At 54.3% G+C, this 18,838-nt stretch carries 17 protein-coding genes; all 17 read left to right on the top strand.

The features are described from left to right. Positions 1-194: 194 nt before the first annotated feature. The 17 genes from mraZ to secM all read left to right on the top strand — a co-directional run bounded on the left by mraZ (position 195) and on the right by secM (position 18,828). Entirely contained in the window at positions 195-653 is a 459-nt protein-coding gene (mraZ, locus tag OGV74_RS21585) for a division/cell wall cluster transcriptional repressor MraZ (RefSeq protein WP_003018792.1), read from the top strand. A 1-nt stretch (position 654) separates the two neighbouring features. Further along, positions 655-1,596 carry a 16S rRNA (cytosine(1402)-N(4))-methyltransferase RsmH gene (gene rsmH, locus OGV74_RS21580; protein ID WP_003018789.1) on the top strand — a complete coding sequence of 314 codons (942 nt, stop codon included), beginning with the start codon at positions 655-657 and terminating at the stop codon, positions 1,594-1,596. After that, a complete protein-coding gene (gene ftsL, locus OGV74_RS21575) occupies positions 1,593-1,958 on the top strand; it encodes a cell division protein FtsL (RefSeq protein WP_000625651.1) in 366 nt (121 codons plus the stop codon). The genes rsmH and ftsL overlap by 4 nt, the downstream gene beginning before the upstream one ends. 15 nt (positions 1,959-1,973) lie before the next feature. Beyond that, the gene (gene ftsI / locus OGV74_RS21570) at positions 1,974-3,740 is read left to right on the top strand and encodes a peptidoglycan glycosyltransferase FtsI (RefSeq protein WP_003018783.1); all 1,767 of its coding nucleotides are present in this window, start codon (positions 1,974-1,976) and stop codon (positions 3,738-3,740) included. Then, positions 3,727-5,214 carry a UDP-N-acetylmuramoyl-L-alanyl-D-glutamate--2,6-diaminopimelate ligase gene (gene murE / locus OGV74_RS21565; RefSeq protein WP_003018780.1) on the top strand — a complete coding sequence of 496 codons (1,488 nt, stop codon included), beginning with the start codon at positions 3,727-3,729 and terminating at the stop codon, positions 5,212-5,214. Before ftsI ends, murE begins: the two co-directional genes overlap by 14 nt. After that, the gene (gene murF, locus OGV74_RS21560; protein ID WP_003018777.1) at positions 5,211-6,569 is read left to right on the top strand and encodes a UDP-N-acetylmuramoyl-tripeptide--D-alanyl-D-alanine ligase; all 1,359 of its coding nucleotides are present in this window, start codon (positions 5,211-5,213) and stop codon (positions 6,567-6,569) included. The genes murE and murF overlap by 4 nt, the downstream gene beginning before the upstream one ends. Further along, the gene (gene mraY, locus OGV74_RS21555) at positions 6,563-7,645 is read left to right on the top strand and encodes a phospho-N-acetylmuramoyl-pentapeptide-transferase (RefSeq protein ID WP_003018774.1); all 1,083 of its coding nucleotides are present in this window, start codon (positions 6,563-6,565) and stop codon (positions 7,643-7,645) included. The genes murF and mraY overlap by 7 nt, the downstream gene beginning before the upstream one ends. Positions 7,646-7,647: 2 nt before the next feature. Further along, complete coding sequence (gene murD / locus OGV74_RS21550) at positions 7,648-8,964, top strand: UDP-N-acetylmuramoyl-L-alanine--D-glutamate ligase (RefSeq protein WP_003018772.1); 1,317 nt, start codon at positions 7,648-7,650, stop codon at positions 8,962-8,964. After that, the gene (gene ftsW / locus OGV74_RS21545) at positions 8,964-10,208 is read left to right on the top strand and encodes a cell division protein FtsW (protein ID WP_003018770.1); all 1,245 of its coding nucleotides are present in this window, start codon (positions 8,964-8,966) and stop codon (positions 10,206-10,208) included. The genes murD and ftsW overlap by 1 nt, the downstream gene beginning before the upstream one ends. Continuing rightward, positions 10,205-11,272, top strand: coding sequence for an undecaprenyldiphospho-muramoylpentapeptide beta-N-acetylglucosaminyltransferase (gene murG / locus OGV74_RS21540; RefSeq protein WP_003018767.1), 1,068 nt, complete (start codon positions 10,205-10,207; stop codon positions 11,270-11,272). The genes ftsW and murG overlap by 4 nt, the downstream gene beginning before the upstream one ends. A 51-nt stretch (positions 11,273-11,323) precedes the next feature. Further along, the gene (murC, locus tag OGV74_RS21535; protein ID WP_003018763.1) at positions 11,324-12,799 is read left to right on the top strand and encodes a UDP-N-acetylmuramate--L-alanine ligase; all 1,476 of its coding nucleotides are present in this window, start codon (positions 11,324-11,326) and stop codon (positions 12,797-12,799) included. Further along, positions 12,792-13,712, top strand: coding sequence for a D-alanine--D-alanine ligase (locus OGV74_RS21530; protein ID WP_032937536.1), 921 nt, complete (start codon positions 12,792-12,794; stop codon positions 13,710-13,712). The genes murC and OGV74_RS21530 overlap by 8 nt, the downstream gene beginning before the upstream one ends. A gap of 1 nt (position 13,713) precedes the next feature. Then, positions 13,714-14,547 (top strand): cell division protein FtsQ, encoded by an 834-nt coding sequence (ftsQ, locus tag OGV74_RS21525; RefSeq protein WP_003018758.1) that lies wholly within the window; start codon positions 13,714-13,716, stop codon positions 14,545-14,547. Beyond that, positions 14,544-15,806 (top strand): cell division protein FtsA, encoded by a 1,263-nt coding sequence (gene ftsA / locus OGV74_RS21520; protein WP_003018755.1) that lies wholly within the window; start codon positions 14,544-14,546, stop codon positions 15,804-15,806. The genes ftsQ and ftsA overlap by 4 nt, the downstream gene beginning before the upstream one ends. 62 nt (positions 15,807-15,868) lie before the next feature. After that, on the top strand, positions 15,869-17,020 hold the full coding sequence (ftsZ, locus tag OGV74_RS21515; RefSeq protein WP_003018753.1) for a cell division protein FtsZ: 1,152 nt from the start codon (positions 15,869-15,871) through the stop codon (positions 17,018-17,020). 100 nt (positions 17,021-17,120) lie between these two features. Further along, positions 17,121-18,038, top strand: coding sequence for a UDP-3-O-acyl-N-acetylglucosamine deacetylase (gene lpxC, locus OGV74_RS21510; protein WP_003018750.1), 918 nt, complete (start codon positions 17,121-17,123; stop codon positions 18,036-18,038). Between the two features lie 283 nt (positions 18,039-18,321). Further along, positions 18,322-18,828 (top strand): secA translation cis-regulator SecM, encoded by a 507-nt coding sequence (gene secM, locus OGV74_RS21505; RefSeq protein ID WP_003018748.1) that lies wholly within the window; start codon positions 18,322-18,324, stop codon positions 18,826-18,828. Positions 18,829-18,838 lie beyond the last annotated feature (10 nt).

Genomic DNA, 18,838 nt, shown 5'->3' with positions numbered 1-18,838 from the left:
TTCTTACAAATATTCATGACGTTAATTTGCTTCGTTTGCTGTACGGATTTTGTTCAACGCTGATATTAGCCGTAAACAATGGGTTTTTTGCTCCGCTAAGCGCCGCGACTTGCTTGACAAGGTTTTCCTCCGCTCCGTAAACTCCTTTAAGTGGGAATTTGTGGGATAAAGTGGTAATCGGGGGTGAGACTGGCATGTTCCGGGGAGCAACGTTAGTTAATCTCGACAGTAAAGGGCGCTTATCCGTGCCTACCCGTTATCGGGATCAACTGCTTGAGAGCGCTACCGGTCAAATGGTTTGCACCATTGACATCCATCACCCGTGCCTGCTGCTGTACCCCCTGCCTGAATGGGAAATAATCGAGCAGAAGCTATCGCGTCTGTCGAGCATGAATCCAGTTGAGCGTCGCGTACAGCGCTTATTGTTGGGTCATGCCAGCGAATGTCAGATGGATAACGCTGGTCGATTACTGATAGCGCCCATTCTGCGGCAACACGCAGGGCTAACGAAAGAAGTGATGCTGGTTGGGCAGTTCAATAAGTTTGAGCTGTGGGATGAAACGACCTGGTATCAACAGGTCAAGGAAGATATCGACGCTGAGCAGTCTGTTACTGGCGCGTTGTCGGAACGATTGCAGGATTTGTCTCTATAAAATGACGGAAAATTATAAACATACAACGGTGTTGCTGGATGAAGCCGTAAACGGCCTGAATATTCGTCCAGACGGCATCTACATTGACGGGACATTTGGTCGCGGTGGTCACTCACGTCTGATCCTCTCCCAGCTTGGCGAAGAGGGGCGTTTACTGGCAATCGATCGCGATCCGCAGGCTATTGCCGTTGCTAAAACGATTACCGATCCTCGCTTCTCCATCGTACATGGACCTTTCTCTGCGCTGGCTGACTATGTCGCTGAGCGTGGACTGACCGGTAAGATCGACGGGATTCTTCTCGATCTGGGCGTTTCTTCACCGCAGCTCGATGACGCAGAGCGCGGTTTTTCGTTTATGCGTGACGGTCCGTTAGATATGCGTATGGACCCAACACGCGGTCAGTCAGCGGCCGAATGGCTGCAAACCGCCGATGAAGCAGACATTGCCTGGGTGATTAAAACCTTTGGCGAAGAGCGCTTCGGCAAACGCATTGCGCGCGCCATCGTGGAGCGTAACCGCATCGAACCGATGACCCGCACCAAAGAACTGGCGGAAGTTATTGCGGCGGCAATGCCGGTGAAGGACAAATTCAAACATCCCGCGACCCGTACCTTCCAGGCGGTGCGCATTTGGGTGAACAGTGAACTGGAGGAGATAGAGCAGGCGCTAAAAAGCTCGCTCAGCGTGCTGGCTCCAGGTGGTCGCCTTTCGATCATCAGTTTCCATTCGCTTGAAGACCGCATTGTGAAACGCTTTATGCGTGAACAAAGCCGTGGTCCTCAGGTACCGGCTGGAATACCGATGACCGAAGCGCAGATCAAAAAACTGGGCGGCCGTGAGTTAAGAGCACTAGGCAAGATGATGCCGGGTGAAGAAGAGGTCGCTGAGAATCCTCGTGCCCGTAGTTCAGTTCTGCGTATTGCAGAGAGGACGAACGCATGATCAGCAGAGTGACAGAAGCCCTCAGCAAAGTTAAAGGATCGATAGGAAGCAACGAGCGCCATGCCTTGCCTGGCGTGATCGGTGACGATCTTTTGCGGTTTGGGAAGCTGCCACTCTGCCTGTTCATTTGCATTATTTTGACGGCGGTTACCGTCGTGACAACAGCGCACCATACGCGGTTACTGACTGCGCAGCGTGAGCAGCTGGTCCTGGAGCGAGATGCGCTGGATATCGAATGGCGTAACTTGATCCTTGAGGAGAACGCGCTCGGCGACCATAGCCGTGTTGAACGGATCGCAACGGAAAAGCTGCAAATGCAGCATGTCGATCCCTCACAAGAAAATATCGTAGTACAAAAATAAGGATAAACGCGACGCATGAAAGCAGCGGCAAAAACGCACAAACCAAAACGCCAGGAAGAACAAGCCAACTTTATCAGTTGGCGTTTTGCGTTACTGTGCGGCTGTATTTTGCTGGCACTGGGTTTTCTGCTGGGTCGCGTTGCCTGGCTGCAAATCATCGCGCCGGACATGCTGGTGCGTCAGGGTGATATGCGCTCTCTACGCGTCCAGGAAGTGTCTACATCGCGCGGAATGATTACCGACCGCTCTGGTCGTCCGCTGGCGGTGAGTGTTCCGGTTAAAGCTATATGGGCCGACCCGAAAGAAGTACATGATGCCGGCGGAGTGAGCGTTGGCGAACGCTGGAGAGCGCTGTCAACCGCGCTGAATCTCCCGCTCGATCAACTGGCTTCCCGCATTAACGCGAATCCGAAAGGGCGCTTTATCTATCTGGCGCGTCAGGTAAACCCTGACATGGCTGATTACATCAAAAAACTGAAGCTGCCAGGTATCCATCTGCGCGAAGAATCCCGCCGTTACTACCCTTCCGGGGAAGTGACTGCTCACCTCATCGGATTTACGAACGTCGACAGCCAGGGCATTGAAGGCGTTGAGAAGAGCTTCGACAAGTGGCTCACCGGACAACCGGGCGAGCGTATTGTACGTAAAGACCGGTATGGCCGCGTCATTGAAGATATCTCCTCTACCGACAGCCAGGCGGCGCATAACCTCGCGTTGAGCATTGATGAGCGTTTACAGGCACTGGTCTACCGTGAACTGAATAACGCCGTGGCGTTCAACAAGGCGGAGTCAGGCAGTGCGGTACTGGTGGATGTGAACACTGGTGAAGTGCTGGCAATGGCCAACAGTCCGTCCTACAACCCGAACAATCTCACTGGTACGCCAAAAGACGCGATGCGTAACCGCACCATTACCGACGTGTTTGAACCGGGTTCTACCGTTAAACCGATGGTGGTGATGACCGCGCTGCAGCGCGGTGTGGTACGCGAAAATACGGTCCTCAACACTATCCCTTACCGAATTAATGGTCACGAAATCAAAGACGTGGCACGTTATAGCGAATTAACCCTCACCGGGGTTTTGCAGAAGTCGAGTAACGTCGGTGTTTCCAAGCTGGCGTTAGCGATGCCGTCCTCAGCGTTAGTAGATACTTACTCACGTTTTGGGCTGGGAAAAGCGACCAATTTGGGGTTGGTCGGAGAACGCAGTGGCTTATATCCTCAAAAACAACGGTGGTCTGACATAGAGAGGGCCACCTTCTCTTTCGGCTACGGGCTAATGGTAACGCCGTTACAGTTAGCGCGAGTCTATGCAACGATCGGCAGTTACGGCGTTTATCGTCCACTGTCGATTACCAAAGTTGACCCTCCAGTTCCGGGCGAGCGTATCTTCCCGGAAGCGACCGTACGCACCGTGGTGCACATGATGGAAAGCGTGGCGCTGCCCGGTGGCGGCGGCGTGAAGGCGGCGATTAAAGGCTATCGTATCGCCATTAAAACCGGTACGGCGAAAAAAGTAGGGCCGGATGGCCGCTACATCAACAAATACATTGCTTATACCGCAGGCGTTGCGCCTGCGAGTCAGCCGCGCTTCGCGCTGGTTGTTGTTATCAACGATCCGCAGGCGGGTAAATACTACGGTGGCGCCGTTTCCGCGCCGGTCTTTGGTGCCATCATGGGCGGTGTACTGCGTACCATGAACATCGAGCCGGATGCGCTGACAACGGGCGATAAAAATGAATTTGTGAATAATCAAGGCGAGGCAACAGGTGGCAGATCGTAATTTGCGCGACCTTCTTGCTCCATGGGTGCCGGGTGCACCGGAGCGAGCACTGCGGGAGATGACGCTTGACAGCCGTGTGGCTGCATCGGGCGATCTCTTTGTCGCAGTATTAGGTCATCAGGCGGACGGGCGTCGGTATATCCCGCAGGCGATAGCGCAAGGTGTGGCTGCCATTATTGCAGAAGCGAAAGATGAAGCTACTGATGGTGAAATCCGTGAAATGCACGGCGTTCCGGTCATCTATCTTAGTCAGCTTAACGAACGTTTATCTGCACTGGCAGGCCGTTTTTACCACGAGCCTTCTGAGAAAATGCGCTTGGTCGGCGTGACCGGGACCAACGGTAAAACCACCACCACCCAATTGCTGGCACAGTGGAGCCAACTGCTTGGCGAAACCAGCGCGGTGATGGGAACAGTAGGCAATGGCCTGCTGGGCAAAGTGATCCCGACGGAAAATACCACCGGTTCAGCCGTTGATGTCCAGCATGTGCTGGCGGGGCTGGTTGCGCAGGGCGCAACGGTTGGCGCGATGGAAGTCTCTTCACACGGTCTGGTTCAGCATCGCGTGGCGGCGCTGAAGTTTGCCGCATCAGTATTTACTAACTTAAGCCGTGACCATCTCGACTACCACGGCGACATGGAACATTACGAAGCCGCGAAATGGCTGCTGTATTCCACGCACCATTGCGGTCAGGCCATCGTCAATGCGGATGATGAAGTCGGTCGTCGCTGGTTGGCGAAACTCCCGGATGCGGTTGCCGTTTCGATGGAAGACCACATCAACCCGAACTGTCACGGTCGTTGGTTAAAAGCGGTTGACGTGAAGTATCACGACAGCGGGGCAACGATTCGTTTTACCTCCTCATGGGGCGATGGCGAAATTGAAAGCCGCCTGATGGGGGCGTTTAACGTCAGCAATCTGCTGCTGGCGCTGGCAACGCTGCTGGCACTTGGCTATCCGTTAGCTGATTTACTGAAAACGGCGACACAATTGCAGCCGGTTTGCGGGCGTATGGAAGTGTTCAGCGCGCCGGGTAAAACCACCGTGGTGGTTGATTACGCCCATACGCCAGATGCGCTGGAAAAAGCGCTACAGGCGGCACGTCTGCACTGTACTGGCAAACTGTGGTGCGTCTTTGGCTGCGGCGGCGATCGCGATAAAGGCAAACGTCCGTTGATGGGCGCAATTGCCGAGCAGTTTGCCGATGTTGTTGTGGTGACCGATGACAACCCGCGTACCGAAGAGCCGCGCGCCATTATTAACGACATTCTGGCGGGGATGCTGGATGCCGGACAGGCGAAGGTGATGGAAGGTCGCGCAGAAGCGGTGACAAACGCCATTATGCAGGCGAAAGAAAATGATGTGGTGCTGGTGGCCGGTAAAGGTCATGAAGACTACCAGATCGTTGGTTCACAGCGCCTCGATTATTCTGACCGCGTCACGGCAGCGCGTCTGCTGGGGGTTATCGCATGATTAGCGTAACGCTCAGCCAACTGGCGGAGATCCTCCGTGGCGAATTGAAAGGGGCCGATCTGACCCTTGATGCCGTAACAACCGATACGCGTAAAGTGACGCCGGGCTGCCTGTTTGTGGCACTGAAAGGCGAACGCTTTGATGCCCATGATTTTGCAGACAAAGCGCAAGAGAGCGGGGCCGGTGCGCTGTTGGTCAGCCGCCCGTTGGACACCAACCTGCCGCAGCTGATTGTTAACGATACGCGTCTGGCGTTTGGTGAACTGGCTGCGTGGGTTCGCGCCCAGGTTCCGGCGCGCGTTGTCGCGCTGACCGGCTCATCCGGTAAAACGTCCGTCAAAGAGATGACGGCTGCCATTCTGAGCCAGTGTGGTAACACCCTATATACTGCGGGCAACCTGAATAACGACATCGGTGTACCGATGACGCTGCTGCGCTTAAACAACGATTACGACTATGCCGTGATTGAGCTCGGTGCCAACCATCAGGGCGAAATCGCCTGGACCGTCGGCCTGACGCGTCCGGAAGCGGCGCTGGTGAACAACCTGGCCGCCGCGCACCTGGAAGGCTTCGGCTCTCTGGCGGGCGTTGCGAAGGCAAAAGGTGAGATTTTTACCGGCCTGTCAGCGAACGGTATCGCCATTATGAATGCCGACAACAACGACTGGCTGAACTGGCAAAGCATCATCGGCGATCGCAAAGTCTGGCGTTTCTCCCCGAATGCAGCCAATAGCGACTTTTCGGCGACCAACGTTCATGTGACCTCGCATGGCACGGAATTTTCTCTGCAAACGCCGACCGGAAGCATTGATGTCCTGCTGCCGTTACCGGGTCGCCATAATATCGCTAACGCCCTTGCGGCGGCGGCGCTCTCTATGGCGGTAGGCGCGACGCACGAGGCGATCAAAGCGGGTTTGAAGGATCTGCAAGCGGTACCGGGGCGTCTGTTCCCGATTCAACTCGCGGAAAATCAGCTGCTGCTGGACGACTCCTATAACGCGAACGTCGGTTCGATGACCGCAGCGGTGCAGGTGCTGTCTGAAATGCCGGGCTATCGCGTACTGGTCGTTGGCGATATGGCAGAGCTTGGCGCAGAAAGCGAAGCATGCCATGTACAGGTGGGGGTTGCTGCGAAAGCCGCAGGCATCGACCGTGTATTGAGTACGGGAAAACTGAGTCAGGCAATTAGCGACGCCAGTGGCGTTGGCGAACATTTTGCGGATAAAAGTGCGCTGGCCGCGCATCTTAAAGCATTGATTGCAGAACATCAGGTCATGACGATTTTAGTGAAGGGTTCACGTAGTGCCGCCATGGAAGAGGTAGTACGCGCATTACAGGAGAATGGGACATGTTAGTTTGGCTGGCCGAACATTTGGTCAAATATTATTCCGGCTTTAACGTCTTTTCCTATCTGACGTTTCGCGCCATCGTCAGCCTGCTGACCGCGCTGTTCATCTCTTTGTGGATGGGCCCGCGCATGATTGCCCGCTTACAAAAAATGTCCTTTGGACAGGTCGTACGTAACGACGGTCCGGAATCGCACTTCAGTAAACGCGGTACGCCAACCATGGGTGGGATCATGATCCTCACCGCGATAGTTATCTCCGTACTGCTGTGGGCATATCCGTCGAACCCGTACGTATGGTGCGTGCTGGTGGTATTGATTGGCTACGGCATTATCGGTTTTGTCGATGACTACCGCAAAGTGGTGCGCAAAGATACCAAGGGCCTGATTGCCCGCTGGAAGTACTTCTGGATGTCGGTGATTGCGCTGGGTGTAGCCTTTGCGCTGTACCTCGCAGGTAAAGATACCCCGGCTACCGAGCTGGTGGTGCCGTTCTTTAAAGATGTCATGCCGCAATTGGGGCTGTTCTACGTGCTGCTGGCGTACTTCGTGATTGTGGGTACGGGCAATGCGGTAAACCTCACCGATGGCCTGGATGGCCTGGCGATTATGCCGACCGTGTTCGTAGCAGCGGGTTTTGCGCTGGTGGCATGGGCTACCGGTAACATGAACTTTGCCAACTATCTGCACATTCCCTATTTACGCCATGCAGGCGAACTGGTGATCGTCTGTACGGCGATTGTCGGCGCGGGATTAGGTTTCCTGTGGTTTAACACCTATCCGGCGCAGGTCTTTATGGGTGACGTAGGTTCGCTGGCGCTGGGTGGCGCGCTGGGCATTATTGCCGTGCTGCTGCGTCAAGAGTTCCTGCTGGTAATCATGGGCGGCGTATTTGTTGTAGAAACGCTGTCGGTCATTCTGCAGGTTGGCTCCTTTAAGCTGCGCGGACAGCGCATCTTCCGTATGGCGCCGATTCACCACCACTATGAACTGAAGGGCTGGCCGGAACCGCGCGTCATTGTGCGCTTCTGGATTATTTCGCTGATGCTGGTGCTGATTGGCCTGGCAACGCTGAAGGTACGTTAATCATGGCTGATTACCAGGGTAAAAAAGTCGTCATTATCGGTCTCGGATTGACCGGGCTGTCCTGCGTGGATTTCTTTCTGGCGCGTGGCGTGACGCCGCGCGTGATGGATACCCGTGCGACGCCGCCTGGTCTGGATAAATTACCGGAAGCAGTTGAGCGTCATGTTGGCAGCCTGAATGATGACTGGCTGCTGGCCGCCGATCTCATCGTCGCCAGCCCTGGTATTGCCCTGGCGCATCCTTCGCTGAGCGCCGCCGCTGATGCAGGGATCGAAATTGTCGGTGACATCGAGCTGTTCTGTCGCGAAGCACAGGCGCCGATCGTCGCGATCACCGGGTCCAACGGGAAAAGTACCGTCACTACGCTGGTCGGCGAGATGGCGAAAGCGGCCGGCGTGAACGTGGGTGTTGGCGGAAATATCGGCTTACCCGCGTTGATGCTGCTTGATGACGAACGCGAGCTGTATGTACTGGAGCTGTCGAGCTTCCAGCTGGAGACAACCTCCAGCTTAGAGGCCGTAGCCGCCACCATTTTGAACGTCACCGAAGATCATATGGATAGATATCCGTTTGGCTTGCAGCAGTACCGTGCGGCCAAACTGCGTGTCTATGAGAATGCGAAAGTGTGTGTGGTCAATGCTGATGATGCGCTGACCATGCCGATTCGCGGGGCGGATGAGCGCTGCGTGAGCTTTGGCATCAACATGGGTGACTATCATCTCAATCGTCAGCAGGGTGAAACCTGGCTGCGGGTGAAGGGTGAAAAAGTCCTGAACGTGAAAGAGATGACGCTTACCGGCCAGCATAACTATACCAACGCCCTGGCGGCGCTGGCGCTGGCGGATGCTGCGGGTCTGCCGCGGGCGTCCAGCCTGAAAGCGCTGACTACTTTTACCGGTCTGGCGCATCGTTTCCAGTTGGTACTGAATCATAACGGTGTGCGTTGGATCAACGATTCAAAAGCCACCAACGTCGGCAGCACCGAAGCGGCACTGAATGGTCTGCACGTTGAGGGTACGCTGCACCTGCTGCTGGGCGGTGACGGGAAATCCGCCGACTTTATGCCGCTGCAACGTTACCTGACTGGCGACAACATTCGTCTGTACTGCTTTGGTCGCGATGGCGCACAGCTTGCCGCTCTGCGTCCTGAGGTTGCGGAACACACTGAAACCATGGAGCAGGCAATGCGTCTGCTCGCACCGCGTGTGAAGTCGGGTGATATGGTGCTGCTGTCGCCAGCGTGTGCCAGCCTTGACCAGTTCAAGAACTTTGAGCAACGTGGTGACGTCTTTACCCGTTTGGCGAAGGAGTTGGGTTGATGCGCTTCTCTCTCCCTCGTCTGAAAATGCCGCGCGTACCGGGACTGGGTGTCCTGGCGTGGATCTTCGCGGCACTTAAAGGCTGGGTGATGGCTTCGCGTGATAAAGACGCGGACAGCCTGATCATGTATGACCGCATGCTGCTGTGGCTGACTTTTGGTCTGGCAGCGATCGGTTTTGTGATGGTGACATCGGCATCGATGCCCGTAGGGCAACGCCTGGCAGGCGATCCCTTCCTGTTCGCTAAACGTGACGCGCTGTATATCTTCCTCGCGTTCTGTCTGGCGATGGTGACGCTACGTCTGCCGATGGAGTTCTGGCAAAAGTACAGCACGACGATGCTGATCGCCTCGATCATCATGTTGTTGATCGTTCTGGTGGTGGGGAGCTCCGTTAACGGGGCATCGCGCTGGATCGCGTTGGGTCCACTGCGTATTCAGCCTGCGGAATTCACCAAGCTGTCGCTGTTCTGTTATCTCGCCAACTACCTGGTGCGTAAAGTCGATGAAGTGCGTAACAACCTGCGCGGCTTCTTAAAACCGATGGGTGTGATTCTGGTGCTGGCAATCTTGCTGCTGGCGCAGCCTGACCTTGGTACGGTAGTGGTGCTGTTTGTCACGACGCTGGCGATGCTGTTTCTCGCTGGAGCGAAACTGTGGCAGTTCATTGCCATTATCGGTATGGGGATTTCGGCGGTGGTGCTGCTGATCCTTGCCGAACCGTATCGTATTCGCCGCGTAACCTCCTTCTGGAACCCATGGGAAGATCCGTTTGGCAGCGGCTACCAGTTGACGCAATCGCTGATGGCTTTTGGTCGCGGTGAGATTTGGGGGCAGGGGTTAGGTAATTCGGTGCAAAAACTGGAGTATTTACCGGAAGCGCACACCGACTTCATCTTCGCCATCATTGGGGAAGAGCTGGGTTATATCGGTGTGGTATTGGCACTTTTAATGGTATTCTTCGTCGCTTTTCGCGCGATGTCGATTGGCCGCAAAGCGCTGGAAATTGACCACCGTTTTTCAGGCTTTTTAGCCTGCTCCATCGGGATTTGGTTTAGCTTCCAGGCGCTGGTAAACGTCGGTGCGGCAGCTGGTATGCTGCCAACCAAAGGTCTGACGTTACCGCTGATCAGTTATGGTGGTTCCAGTTTGTTGATTATGTCGACGGCCATCATGTTTTTGTTACGTATTGATTATGAAACGCGTCTGGAAAAAGCCCAGGCGTTTACACGAGGTGCACGATGAGTGGTCAACCGAAGCGGTTAATGGTGATGGCAGGCGGTACCGGCGGGCATGTGTTCCCGGGGCTGGCGGTCGCGCATCATTTAATGGCTCAGGGCTGGCAAGTTCGTTGGCTGGGCACCGCCGATCGTATGGAAGCGGACTTAGTGCCGAAGCATGGCATTGAAATTGACTTTATTCGCATCTCCGGTTTGCGTGGCAAAGGTGTCAACGCTCTGCTTGCCGCCCCCGTGCGTATTTTTAATGCCTGGCGTCAGGCGCGGGCCATCATGAAGCAGTTTAAGCCTGATGTGGTGCTGGGTATGGGCGGCTACGTGTCCGGCCCTGGCGGTCTGGCAGCCTGGTCATTAGGCATTCCGGTTGTACTGCATGAGCAGAATGGCATTGCGGGATTAACCAACAAGTGGCTGGCGAAAATTGCCACTACGGTGATGCAGGCTTTTCCTGGCGCTTTCCCGAATGCGGAAGTGGTGGGTAACCCGGTACGCACCGACGTTCTGGCGCTGCCGTCGCCCGAAGTACGTCTGGCAGGGCGTGAAGGCCCGGTTCGCGTGCTGGTCGTCGGGGGTTCTCAGGGAGCACGCGTATTGAACCAGACGATGCCGCAGGTTGCCGCAGAGCTTGGTGACGCGGTGACTATTTGGCATCAGAGCGGCAAAGGTGCGCAGCAAACCGTTGAACAGGCATATGCTGACGCGGGACAACCGCAGCACAAGGTCACTGAGTTTATTGATGATATGGCAGCCGCCTACGCGTGGGCGGATGTCGTAGTTTGTCGCTCAGGTGCGCTGACGGTAAGTGAAATTGCTGCCGCAGGTTTGCCTGCGCTGTTTGTGCCTTTCCAGCACAAAGACCGACAGCAGTACTGGAATGCGCTGCCGCTGGAGAAAGCGGGCGCCGCCAAAATTCTTGAGCAGCCGCAGTTTACTGTGGATGCCGTCGCTAACACCCTTTCCGGGTGGTCGCGAGAAACCTTATTAACCATGGCAGAACGTGCGCGCGCCGCATCCATACCGGATGCCACAGAGCGTGTTGCTAATGAAGTGAGCCGGGCTGCCCGGGCGTAATTGTGGTGATGCCTTTTGCATCGCATGAACTAAGAAGTTAATGGCTAAAGAATGAATACACAACAACTGGCAAAACTGCGTTCCATAGTGCCCGAAATGCGTCGCGTTCGGCACATTCACTTTGTCGGCATCGGTGGTGCTGGTATGGGCGGTATTGCCGAAGTTTTGGCCAACGAAGGTTATCAGATCAGCGGTTCTGACCTGGCGCCGAATCCGGTGACTCAGCAGTTGACGAATCTGGGCGCCACGATTTTCTTCAACCATCGCCCGGAAAACGTGCGTGATGCGAGCGTGGTGGTGGTATCCAGCGCCATTTCTGCGGATAACCCGGAAATTGTTGCGGCGCATGAAGCACGTATTCCGGTGATCCGTCGTGCTGAAATGTTGGCTGAATTAATGCGTTTTCGTCACGGTATCGCCATTGCCGGGACGCACGGTAAAACCACGACCACAGCGATGGTCTCCAGTATCTACGCGGAAGCGGGGCTGGATCCGACGTTTGTCAACGGCGGTCTGGTGAAGGCTGCAGGCGTCCATGCGCGTCTGGGTCATAGCCGTTATTTAATTGCGGAGGCGGATGAGAGCGATGCGTCGTTCCTACATTTGCAGCCGATGGTGGCGATTGTTACCAATATCGAAGCCGATCATATGGATACCTACCATGGCGACTTCGAAAATTTAAAGCAGACGTTTATTAATTTCCTGCATAACTTACCGTTTTATGGTCGTGCGGTGATGTGCGTTGACGATCCGGTGATCCGCGAGTTGTTGCCGCGCGTCGGTCGTCAAACCACAACCTATGGTTTCAGCGATGATGCTGATGTGCGCGTTGAAGATTACCAGCAGATTGGTCCACAAGGGCACTTCACGCTGCTGCGTCAGGGGATGGCCGATTTACGTGTGACATTGAACGCACCGGGCCGTCACAATGCGCTGAACGCGGCGGCGGCGGTGGCAGTTGCAACAGAAGAAGGCATTGAAGACGACGCAATTCTGCGCGCGCTGGAAAGTTTCCAGGGCACCGGACGCCGTTTTGACTTCCTCGGCGAATTTCCGCTTGAGCCGGTAAACGGTAAAGCCGGGACGGCGATGCTGGTTGATGATTATGGCCATCATCCAACGGAAGTGGATGCCACGATTAAAGCTGCACGCGCGGGCTGGCCGGACAAAAATCTGGTAATGCTGTTCCAGCCGCACCGCTTTACGCGTACACGCGATCTGTATGACGACTTTGCCAACGTGCTGACTCAGGTCGATGCGCTGTTGATGCTGGATGTATACGCCGCGGGTGAAGCCGCGATTCCGGGGGCTGACAGCCGTTCGCTGTGCCGTACGATCCGTGGTCGCGGTAAGATCGACCCGATTCTGGTATCCGATCCGGCTCAGGTGGCAGACATGCTGGCGCCGGTATTAACCGGCAATGATCTGATTTTGGTGCAGGGCGCAGGAAATATCGGCAAAATCGCGCGTTCCTTAGCTGAAATCAAACTGAAGCCGCAAAACCCGGAGGAAGAACAACATGGCTGATAAAATCGCGGTCCTGTTAGGAGGAACCTCCACAGAGCGTGAAGTTTCGCTGAATTCCGGCGCGGCCGTACTGGCAGGGTTACGCGAAGGTGGTGTCGATGCCCATCCGGTTGACCCTAAAGATATTGATGTCACTCTTCTGAAATCTATGGGTTTTCAGAAGGTGTTTATTGCGCTGCACGGTCGTGGCGGGGAAGATGGCACGTTGCAGGGCATGCTGGAGCAAATTGGCCTGCCATATACCGGCAGCGGCGTCATGGCGTCCGCAATTTCGATGGACAAACTGCGCAGCAAGCTGCTGTGGCAGGGCGCAGGTTTACCCGTCGCGCCCTGGGTTGCATTGACCCGCTCTGAGTTCGAAAAAGGTCTTAGCGATGAAGCGGTTACAAAAATCTCTGCGTTAGGTTTGCCGCTGATTGTGAAGCCAAGCCGTGAAGGCTCCAGCGTAGGGATGTCAAAAGTTGAAGAAGAAAATGCTTTGCAGGGTGCATTAGCATTGGCTTTTCAGCATGATGAAGAAGTACTGATCGAAAAATGGCTCAGTGGCCCGGAATTTACAGTTGCGATACTTGGTGAAGAAATTTTACCGTCAATACGTATCCAACCCGCGGGAACCTTCTATGATTATGAGGCGAAGTATCTCTCTGATGAGACACAATATTTCTGCCCTGCAGGTCTGGAAGCTGAACAAGAGGCCCGTTTGCAGGAATTAGTCCTGAAAGCATGGACCGCATTGGGCTGTAAAGGTTGGGGTCGCATTGACGTCATGCTGGACAGCGATGGCCAGTTTTATCTGCTGGAAGCGAATACCTCTCCGGGTATGACCAGCCACAGCCTGGTGCCGATGGCGGCACGTCAGGCTGGCCTGAGCTTCTCGCAGTTGGTGGTAAGAATTCTGGAGTTGGCGGACTGATATGTCGCAGGCTGCGCTGAACACGCGAAACGGTGATGAAGAAGAAGTAAACTCCTCACGCCGCAATAATGGAACGCGTCTTGCAGGAATACTGTTCCTGCTGACAGTGCTGTGCACCGTGTTTGTCAGCGGCTGGGTAGTGTTGGGGTGGATGGAAGATGCGCAGCGGTTGCCATTGTCAAAGCTGGTGTTAACCGGCGAACGGCATTACACGCGCAATGACGATATTCGTCAGTCCATTCTGGCTCTGGGCGCTCCGGGAACCTTTATGACTCAGGATGTGAACATCATTCAGAGTCAAATTGAACGTCTCCCCTGGATTAAACAGGCGAGCGTCAGAAAGCAATGGCCCGATGAATTGAAGATTCATCTGGTTGAATATGTGCCCATTGCGCGTTGGAATGACCAGCATATGGTGGATGCCGAAGGCAATACGTTCAGCGTCCCAACCGGTCGGGCCAATAAGCAGGTATTACCTATGTTGTACGGACCGGAAGGCAGCGCAAGTGAAGTGTTGCAAGGGTTCCGTGATATGGGGCAGGTGCTGGCTAAGGATAGATTCACCCTGAAGGAAGCGGCGATGACCGCTCGTCGTTCCTGGCAGTTGACGCTGAATAACGATATTAAGCTCAATCTGGGCAGGGGCGATACGATAAAACGTTTGGCTCGCTTTGTGGAACTCTACCCGGTTTTACAGCAGCAGGCGCAAACCGATGGCAAACGGATTAGCTACGTTGATTTGCGTTATGACTCAGGAGCGGCAGTAGGCTGGGTTCCCTTGCCTCCTGAGGAATCTAATCAGCAACAGAATCAGGCACAGGCAGAACAACAATGATCAAGGCGACGGACAGAAAACTGGTAGTTGGACTGGAGATTGGCACCGCGAAGGTAGCCGCTTTAGTAGGGGAAGTTCTGCCCGACGGTATGGTCAATATCATTGGCGTGGGTAGTTGCCCATCGCGAGGTATGGATAAAGGCGGGGTGAACGACCTGGAGTCAGTGGTGAAGTGCGTACAGCGCGCCATTGACCAGGCTGAACTGATGGCAGATTGCCAGATTTCCTCGGTGTATCTGGCACTTTCCGGTAAACATATTAGCTGTCAAAATGAAATTGGTATGGTGCCCATTTCCGAAGAGGAAGTGACGCAGGAAGATGTGGAAAACGTGGTACATACGGCAAAATCCGTACGCGTTCGCGATGAACATCGTGTTCTGCACGTTATTCCGCAGGAATACGCCATTGACTACCAGGAAGGCATTAAAAATCCGGTAGGTCTTTCCGGCGTACGTATGCAGGCAAAAGTCCACCTTATTACCTGCCACAACGACATGGCGAAGAACATTGTCAAAGCTGTTGAACGTTGTGGTCTGAAAGTTGACCAACTGATTTTTGCCGGGTTGGCAGCCAGTTATTCCGTGTTGACGGAAGATGAACGTGAGCTGGGTGTCTGCGTGGTGGATATTGGTGGTGGTACAATGGACATCGCCGTTTATACTGGCGGGGCGTTGCGCCACACTAAAGTTATCCCTTATGCAGGGAATGTAGTGACCAGTGATATCGCGTATGCCTTTGGTACGCCGCCGAGCGATGCTGAAGCCATTAAAGTGCGCCATGGCTGTGCGCTGGGGTCCATCGTGGGTAAAGACGAAAGCGTTGAAGTGCCAAGCGTAGGTGGTCGTCCACCGCGCAGCCTGCAACGTCAGACCCTGGCAGAAGTCATTGAGCCGCGTTATACCGAGCTGCTCAACCTGGTCAACGAAGAAATTTTGCAATTACAAGAACAGCTTCGCCAGCAGGGTGTGAAACATCATCTGGCGGCGGGGATTGTGTTAACCGGTGGTGCTGCGCAAATTGAAGGTCTGGCGGCCTGCGCACAGCGCGTGTTCCATACGCAAGTACGTATTGGCGCGCCGCTGAATATCACTGGTCTGACGGATTATGCTCAGGAGCCGTATTATTCAACGGCAGTGGGGCTGCTTCACTACGGAAAAGAATCCCATTTGAGTGGTGAGGCTGAAGTTGAAAAACGCGTAACGGCATCAGTTGGCTCGTGGATCAAACGACTCAATAGCTGGCTGCGAAAAGAGTTTTAATTTTTAAAGAGACCATCGCACATTAACGGTCTCAGGCGACAGGCACAACGGAGAGAGAAACTATGTTTGAACCTATGGAACTTACCAATGACGCGGTGATTAAAGTCATCGGCGTCGGCGGCGGTGGCGGTAATGCCGTTGAACACATGGTGCGTGAGCGCATCGAAGGTGTTGAATTCTTCGCGGTGAATACCGACGCTCAGGCGTTGCGTAAAACGGCGGTTGGACAGACCATTCAGATTGGTAGCGGCATCACCAAAGGTCTGGGCGCGGGTGCGAACCCGGAAGTCGGCCGTAATGCGGCAGACGAAGATCGTGAAGCTCTGCGTGCAGCGCTTGACGGGGCAGACATGGTGTTTATCGCAGCAGGCATGGGCGGCGGTACCGGTACCGGTGCAGCGCCAGTGGTTGCTGAAGTAGCAAAAGATTTAGGTATTCTGACCGTTGCTGTCGTGACTAAGCCTTTCAACTTTGAAGGCAAGAAGCGTATGGCATTCGCGGAGCAGGGTATCACCGAGCTGTCCAAACATGTGGACTCTCTAATTACTATTCCGAATGACAAACTGCTGAAAGTACTGGGCCGCGGTATCTCCCTGCTGGATGCGTTTGGCGCAGCGAACGACGTACTGAAAGGTGCAGTTCAGGGTATCGCTGAACTGATTACTCGTCCGGGCCTGATGAACGTCGACTTTGCAGACGTACGCACCGTGATGTCCGAAATGGGCTACGCGATGATGGGTTCTGGCGTGGCGAGCGGTGAAGACCGTGCAGAAGAAGCGGCTGAAATGGCTATCTCTTCTCCGCTGCTGGAAGACATCGATCTGTCCGGCGCACGCGGCGTGCTGGTCAACATTACTGCGGGCTTCGACCTGCGTCTGGATGAGTTCGAAACCGTGGGTAACACCATCCGTGCCTTTGCATCGGATAACGCGACCGTGGTAATCGGTACCTCTCTGGACCCGGATATGAACGACGAACTGCGTGTGACCGTTGTTGCGACTGGAATTGGTATGGACAAGCGTCCTGAAATCACTCTGGTAACCAACAAGCAGGTACAGCAGCCGGTAATGGATCGTTACCAGCAACACGGCATGGCGCCGTTGACGCAAGAACAGAAGCCGGTAGCGAAAGTGGTTAACGACAATACGCCGCAAACCACTAAAGAGCCGGATTATCTGGATATCCCAGCATTCCTGCGTAAGCAAGCTGATTAAGAATTAGCTGGAATTTGGGAATCTGCGCTCTTTGTGCTAAACTGGCCCGCCGAATGTATAGTACACTTCGGTTGGATAGTTAATTTGGCGAGATTATACGATGATCAAACAAAGGACACTTAAACGTATCGTTCAGGCGACTGGCGTCGGTTTACATACCGGCAAAAAAGTCACGCTGACGCTACGCCCTGCGCCGGCCAACACCGGGGTCATCTATCGTCGCACCGACTTGAATCCTCCGGTAGATTTCCCGGCCGATGCCAAATCTGTGCGTGATACCATGCTCTGTACGTGTCTGGTCAATGAGCATGATGTGCGGATTTCAACCGTAGAGCACCTGAATGCTGCTCTGGCGGGCTTAGGTATCGATAACATTGTTATTGAAGTTAACGCCCCGGAAATCCCGATCATGGATGGTAGTGCTGCTCCATTCGTATACCTGCTGCTTGATGCGGGTATTGAAGAACTGAACAGCGCGAAGAAATTTGTTCGCATCAAAGAGACCGTTCGTGTCGAAGATGGCGATAAGTGGGCTGAATTCAAACCGTTTAATGGTTTCTCGTTGGATTTTACTATCGACTTTAACCATCCGGCGATTGATGCCAGCACGCAGCGCTACGCGATGAACTTCTCTGCAGATGCGTTCATGCGCCAGATCAGCCGTGCGCGTACTTTCGGCTTCATGCGTGATATCGAATATCTGCAGTCCCGTGGCCTGGCCTTGGGCGGCAGCTTCGATTGTGCCATCGTTGTTGACGATTATCGCGTATTGAACGAAGACGGTCTGCGTTTTGAAGACGAATTCGTTCGTCACAAAATGCTCGACGCGATTGGTGACTTGTTCATGTGTGGTCACAACATTATTGGTGCATTCACCGCGTATAAATCCGGTCATGCATTGAATAACAAACTGTTGCAGGCGGTCCTGGCAAAACAGGAAGCCTGGGAATATGTGACCTTCCAGGACGATGCAGAACTGCCTCTGGCGTTCAAAGCACCTTCGACCGTACTGGCATAACGACATACGCTGTCGTATAAATTCGACTGGTAAATCTGGCACTCTCTCCGGCCAGGTGAGCCAGTCGTTTTTTTATGTACTCATTAACGCAGCCTTTTCCAACGCAAATATTTCCCTGCCACTAGGTTAAAATAGTGTGCGATCGCTGCTTTCTTGAGCATATTTACCCATGGCCGGTTGTCATTACTGCTGTGGAGCGTACGCTTTAATGATAAGATTCGTGCGCAAAAAAAATGTTTTGCATTCGTAACCCCAAACGCAGGGTATATCAGGTGGCAAAAACGTGAGTGGAATACTGACGCGTTGGCGACAGTTAGGCAGACGGTACTTCTGGCCGCATCTCCTGTTGGGGATGGTCGCGGCGAGTTTTGGCCTGCCCGCGCTCGGTAATGCTGCTGAACCCAATACCCCCGCGAAGGCGACCGCCAGCAATCACGATCAATCCGCTAAAGTTAACTTTAGCCAGCTTGCTTTGCTGGAAGCGACTAATCGCCGCCCAAATTTTACCGTCGATTACTGGCATCAACATGCCATTCGTACGGTTATCCGCCATCTTTCTTTTGCCATGGCGCCTCAGGCGTTGCCTGTTGCCGAAGAGCCGTTGCCAATCCAGGCGCACCATCTTGCGTTACTGAATACGCTCAGCGCGATGCTGACGCAAGAAGGCACTCCGCCCGCGACAGTAAGTCGCGTGACATACGCCCACTTTACTTCTCAGGCCGCGTTTAGCGTTCCGGTCTGGATCAGCCAGCTGCAGGGTATCCGCGCTGGTCCTCAACGCCTCAGCTAAAAAAGAACCT

This window comes from Citrobacter sp. Cf116 (assembly GCF_030336505.1).
Taxonomy (GTDB): Bacteria; Pseudomonadota; Gammaproteobacteria; order Enterobacterales; family Enterobacteriaceae; genus Citrobacter; species Citrobacter freundii.
Note: the sequence above shows the minus strand (reverse complement) of the source record. Positions and strands in the feature narration are given on the sequence as shown.

What these genes read in the sequence shown, in the direction of transcription:
- murD (WP_003018772.1), top strand. Translation starts at nt 7,648, where the DNA reads ATGGCTGATTACCAGGGTAAAAAAGTCGTCATTATCGGTCTCGGATTG.
- rsmH (WP_003018789.1), top strand. Translation starts at nt 655, where the DNA reads ATGACGGAAAATTATAAACATACAACGGTGTTGCTGGATGAAGCCGTA.
- ftsA (WP_003018755.1), top strand. Translation starts at nt 14,544, where the DNA reads ATGATCAAGGCGACGGACAGAAAACTGGTAGTTGGACTGGAGATTGGC.
- ftsQ (WP_003018758.1), top strand. Translation starts at nt 13,714, where the DNA reads ATGTCGCAGGCTGCGCTGAACACGCGAAACGGTGATGAAGAAGAAGTA.
- murG (WP_003018767.1), top strand. Translation starts at nt 10,205, where the DNA reads ATGAGTGGTCAACCGAAGCGGTTAATGGTGATGGCAGGCGGTACCGGC.
- murF (WP_003018777.1), top strand. Translation starts at nt 5,211, where the DNA reads ATGATTAGCGTAACGCTCAGCCAACTGGCGGAGATCCTCCGTGGCGAA.
- mraY (WP_003018774.1), top strand. Translation starts at nt 6,563, where the DNA reads ATGTTAGTTTGGCTGGCCGAACATTTGGTCAAATATTATTCCGGCTTT.
- murC (WP_003018763.1), top strand. Translation starts at nt 11,324, where the DNA reads ATGAATACACAACAACTGGCAAAACTGCGTTCCATAGTGCCCGAAATG.
- mraZ (WP_003018792.1), top strand. Translation starts at nt 195, where the DNA reads ATGTTCCGGGGAGCAACGTTAGTTAATCTCGACAGTAAAGGGCGCTTA.
- lpxC (WP_003018750.1), top strand. Translation starts at nt 17,121, where the DNA reads ATGATCAAACAAAGGACACTTAAACGTATCGTTCAGGCGACTGGCGTC.
- OGV74_RS21530 (WP_032937536.1), top strand. Translation starts at nt 12,792, where the DNA reads ATGGCTGATAAAATCGCGGTCCTGTTAGGAGGAACCTCCACAGAGCGT.
- ftsZ (WP_003018753.1), top strand. Translation starts at nt 15,869, where the DNA reads ATGTTTGAACCTATGGAACTTACCAATGACGCGGTGATTAAAGTCATC.
- ftsI (WP_003018783.1), top strand. Translation starts at nt 1,974, where the DNA reads ATGAAAGCAGCGGCAAAAACGCACAAACCAAAACGCCAGGAAGAACAA.
- ftsW (WP_003018770.1), top strand. Translation starts at nt 8,964, where the DNA reads ATGCGCTTCTCTCTCCCTCGTCTGAAAATGCCGCGCGTACCGGGACTG.
- ftsL (WP_000625651.1), top strand. Translation starts at nt 1,593, where the DNA reads ATGATCAGCAGAGTGACAGAAGCCCTCAGCAAAGTTAAAGGATCGATA.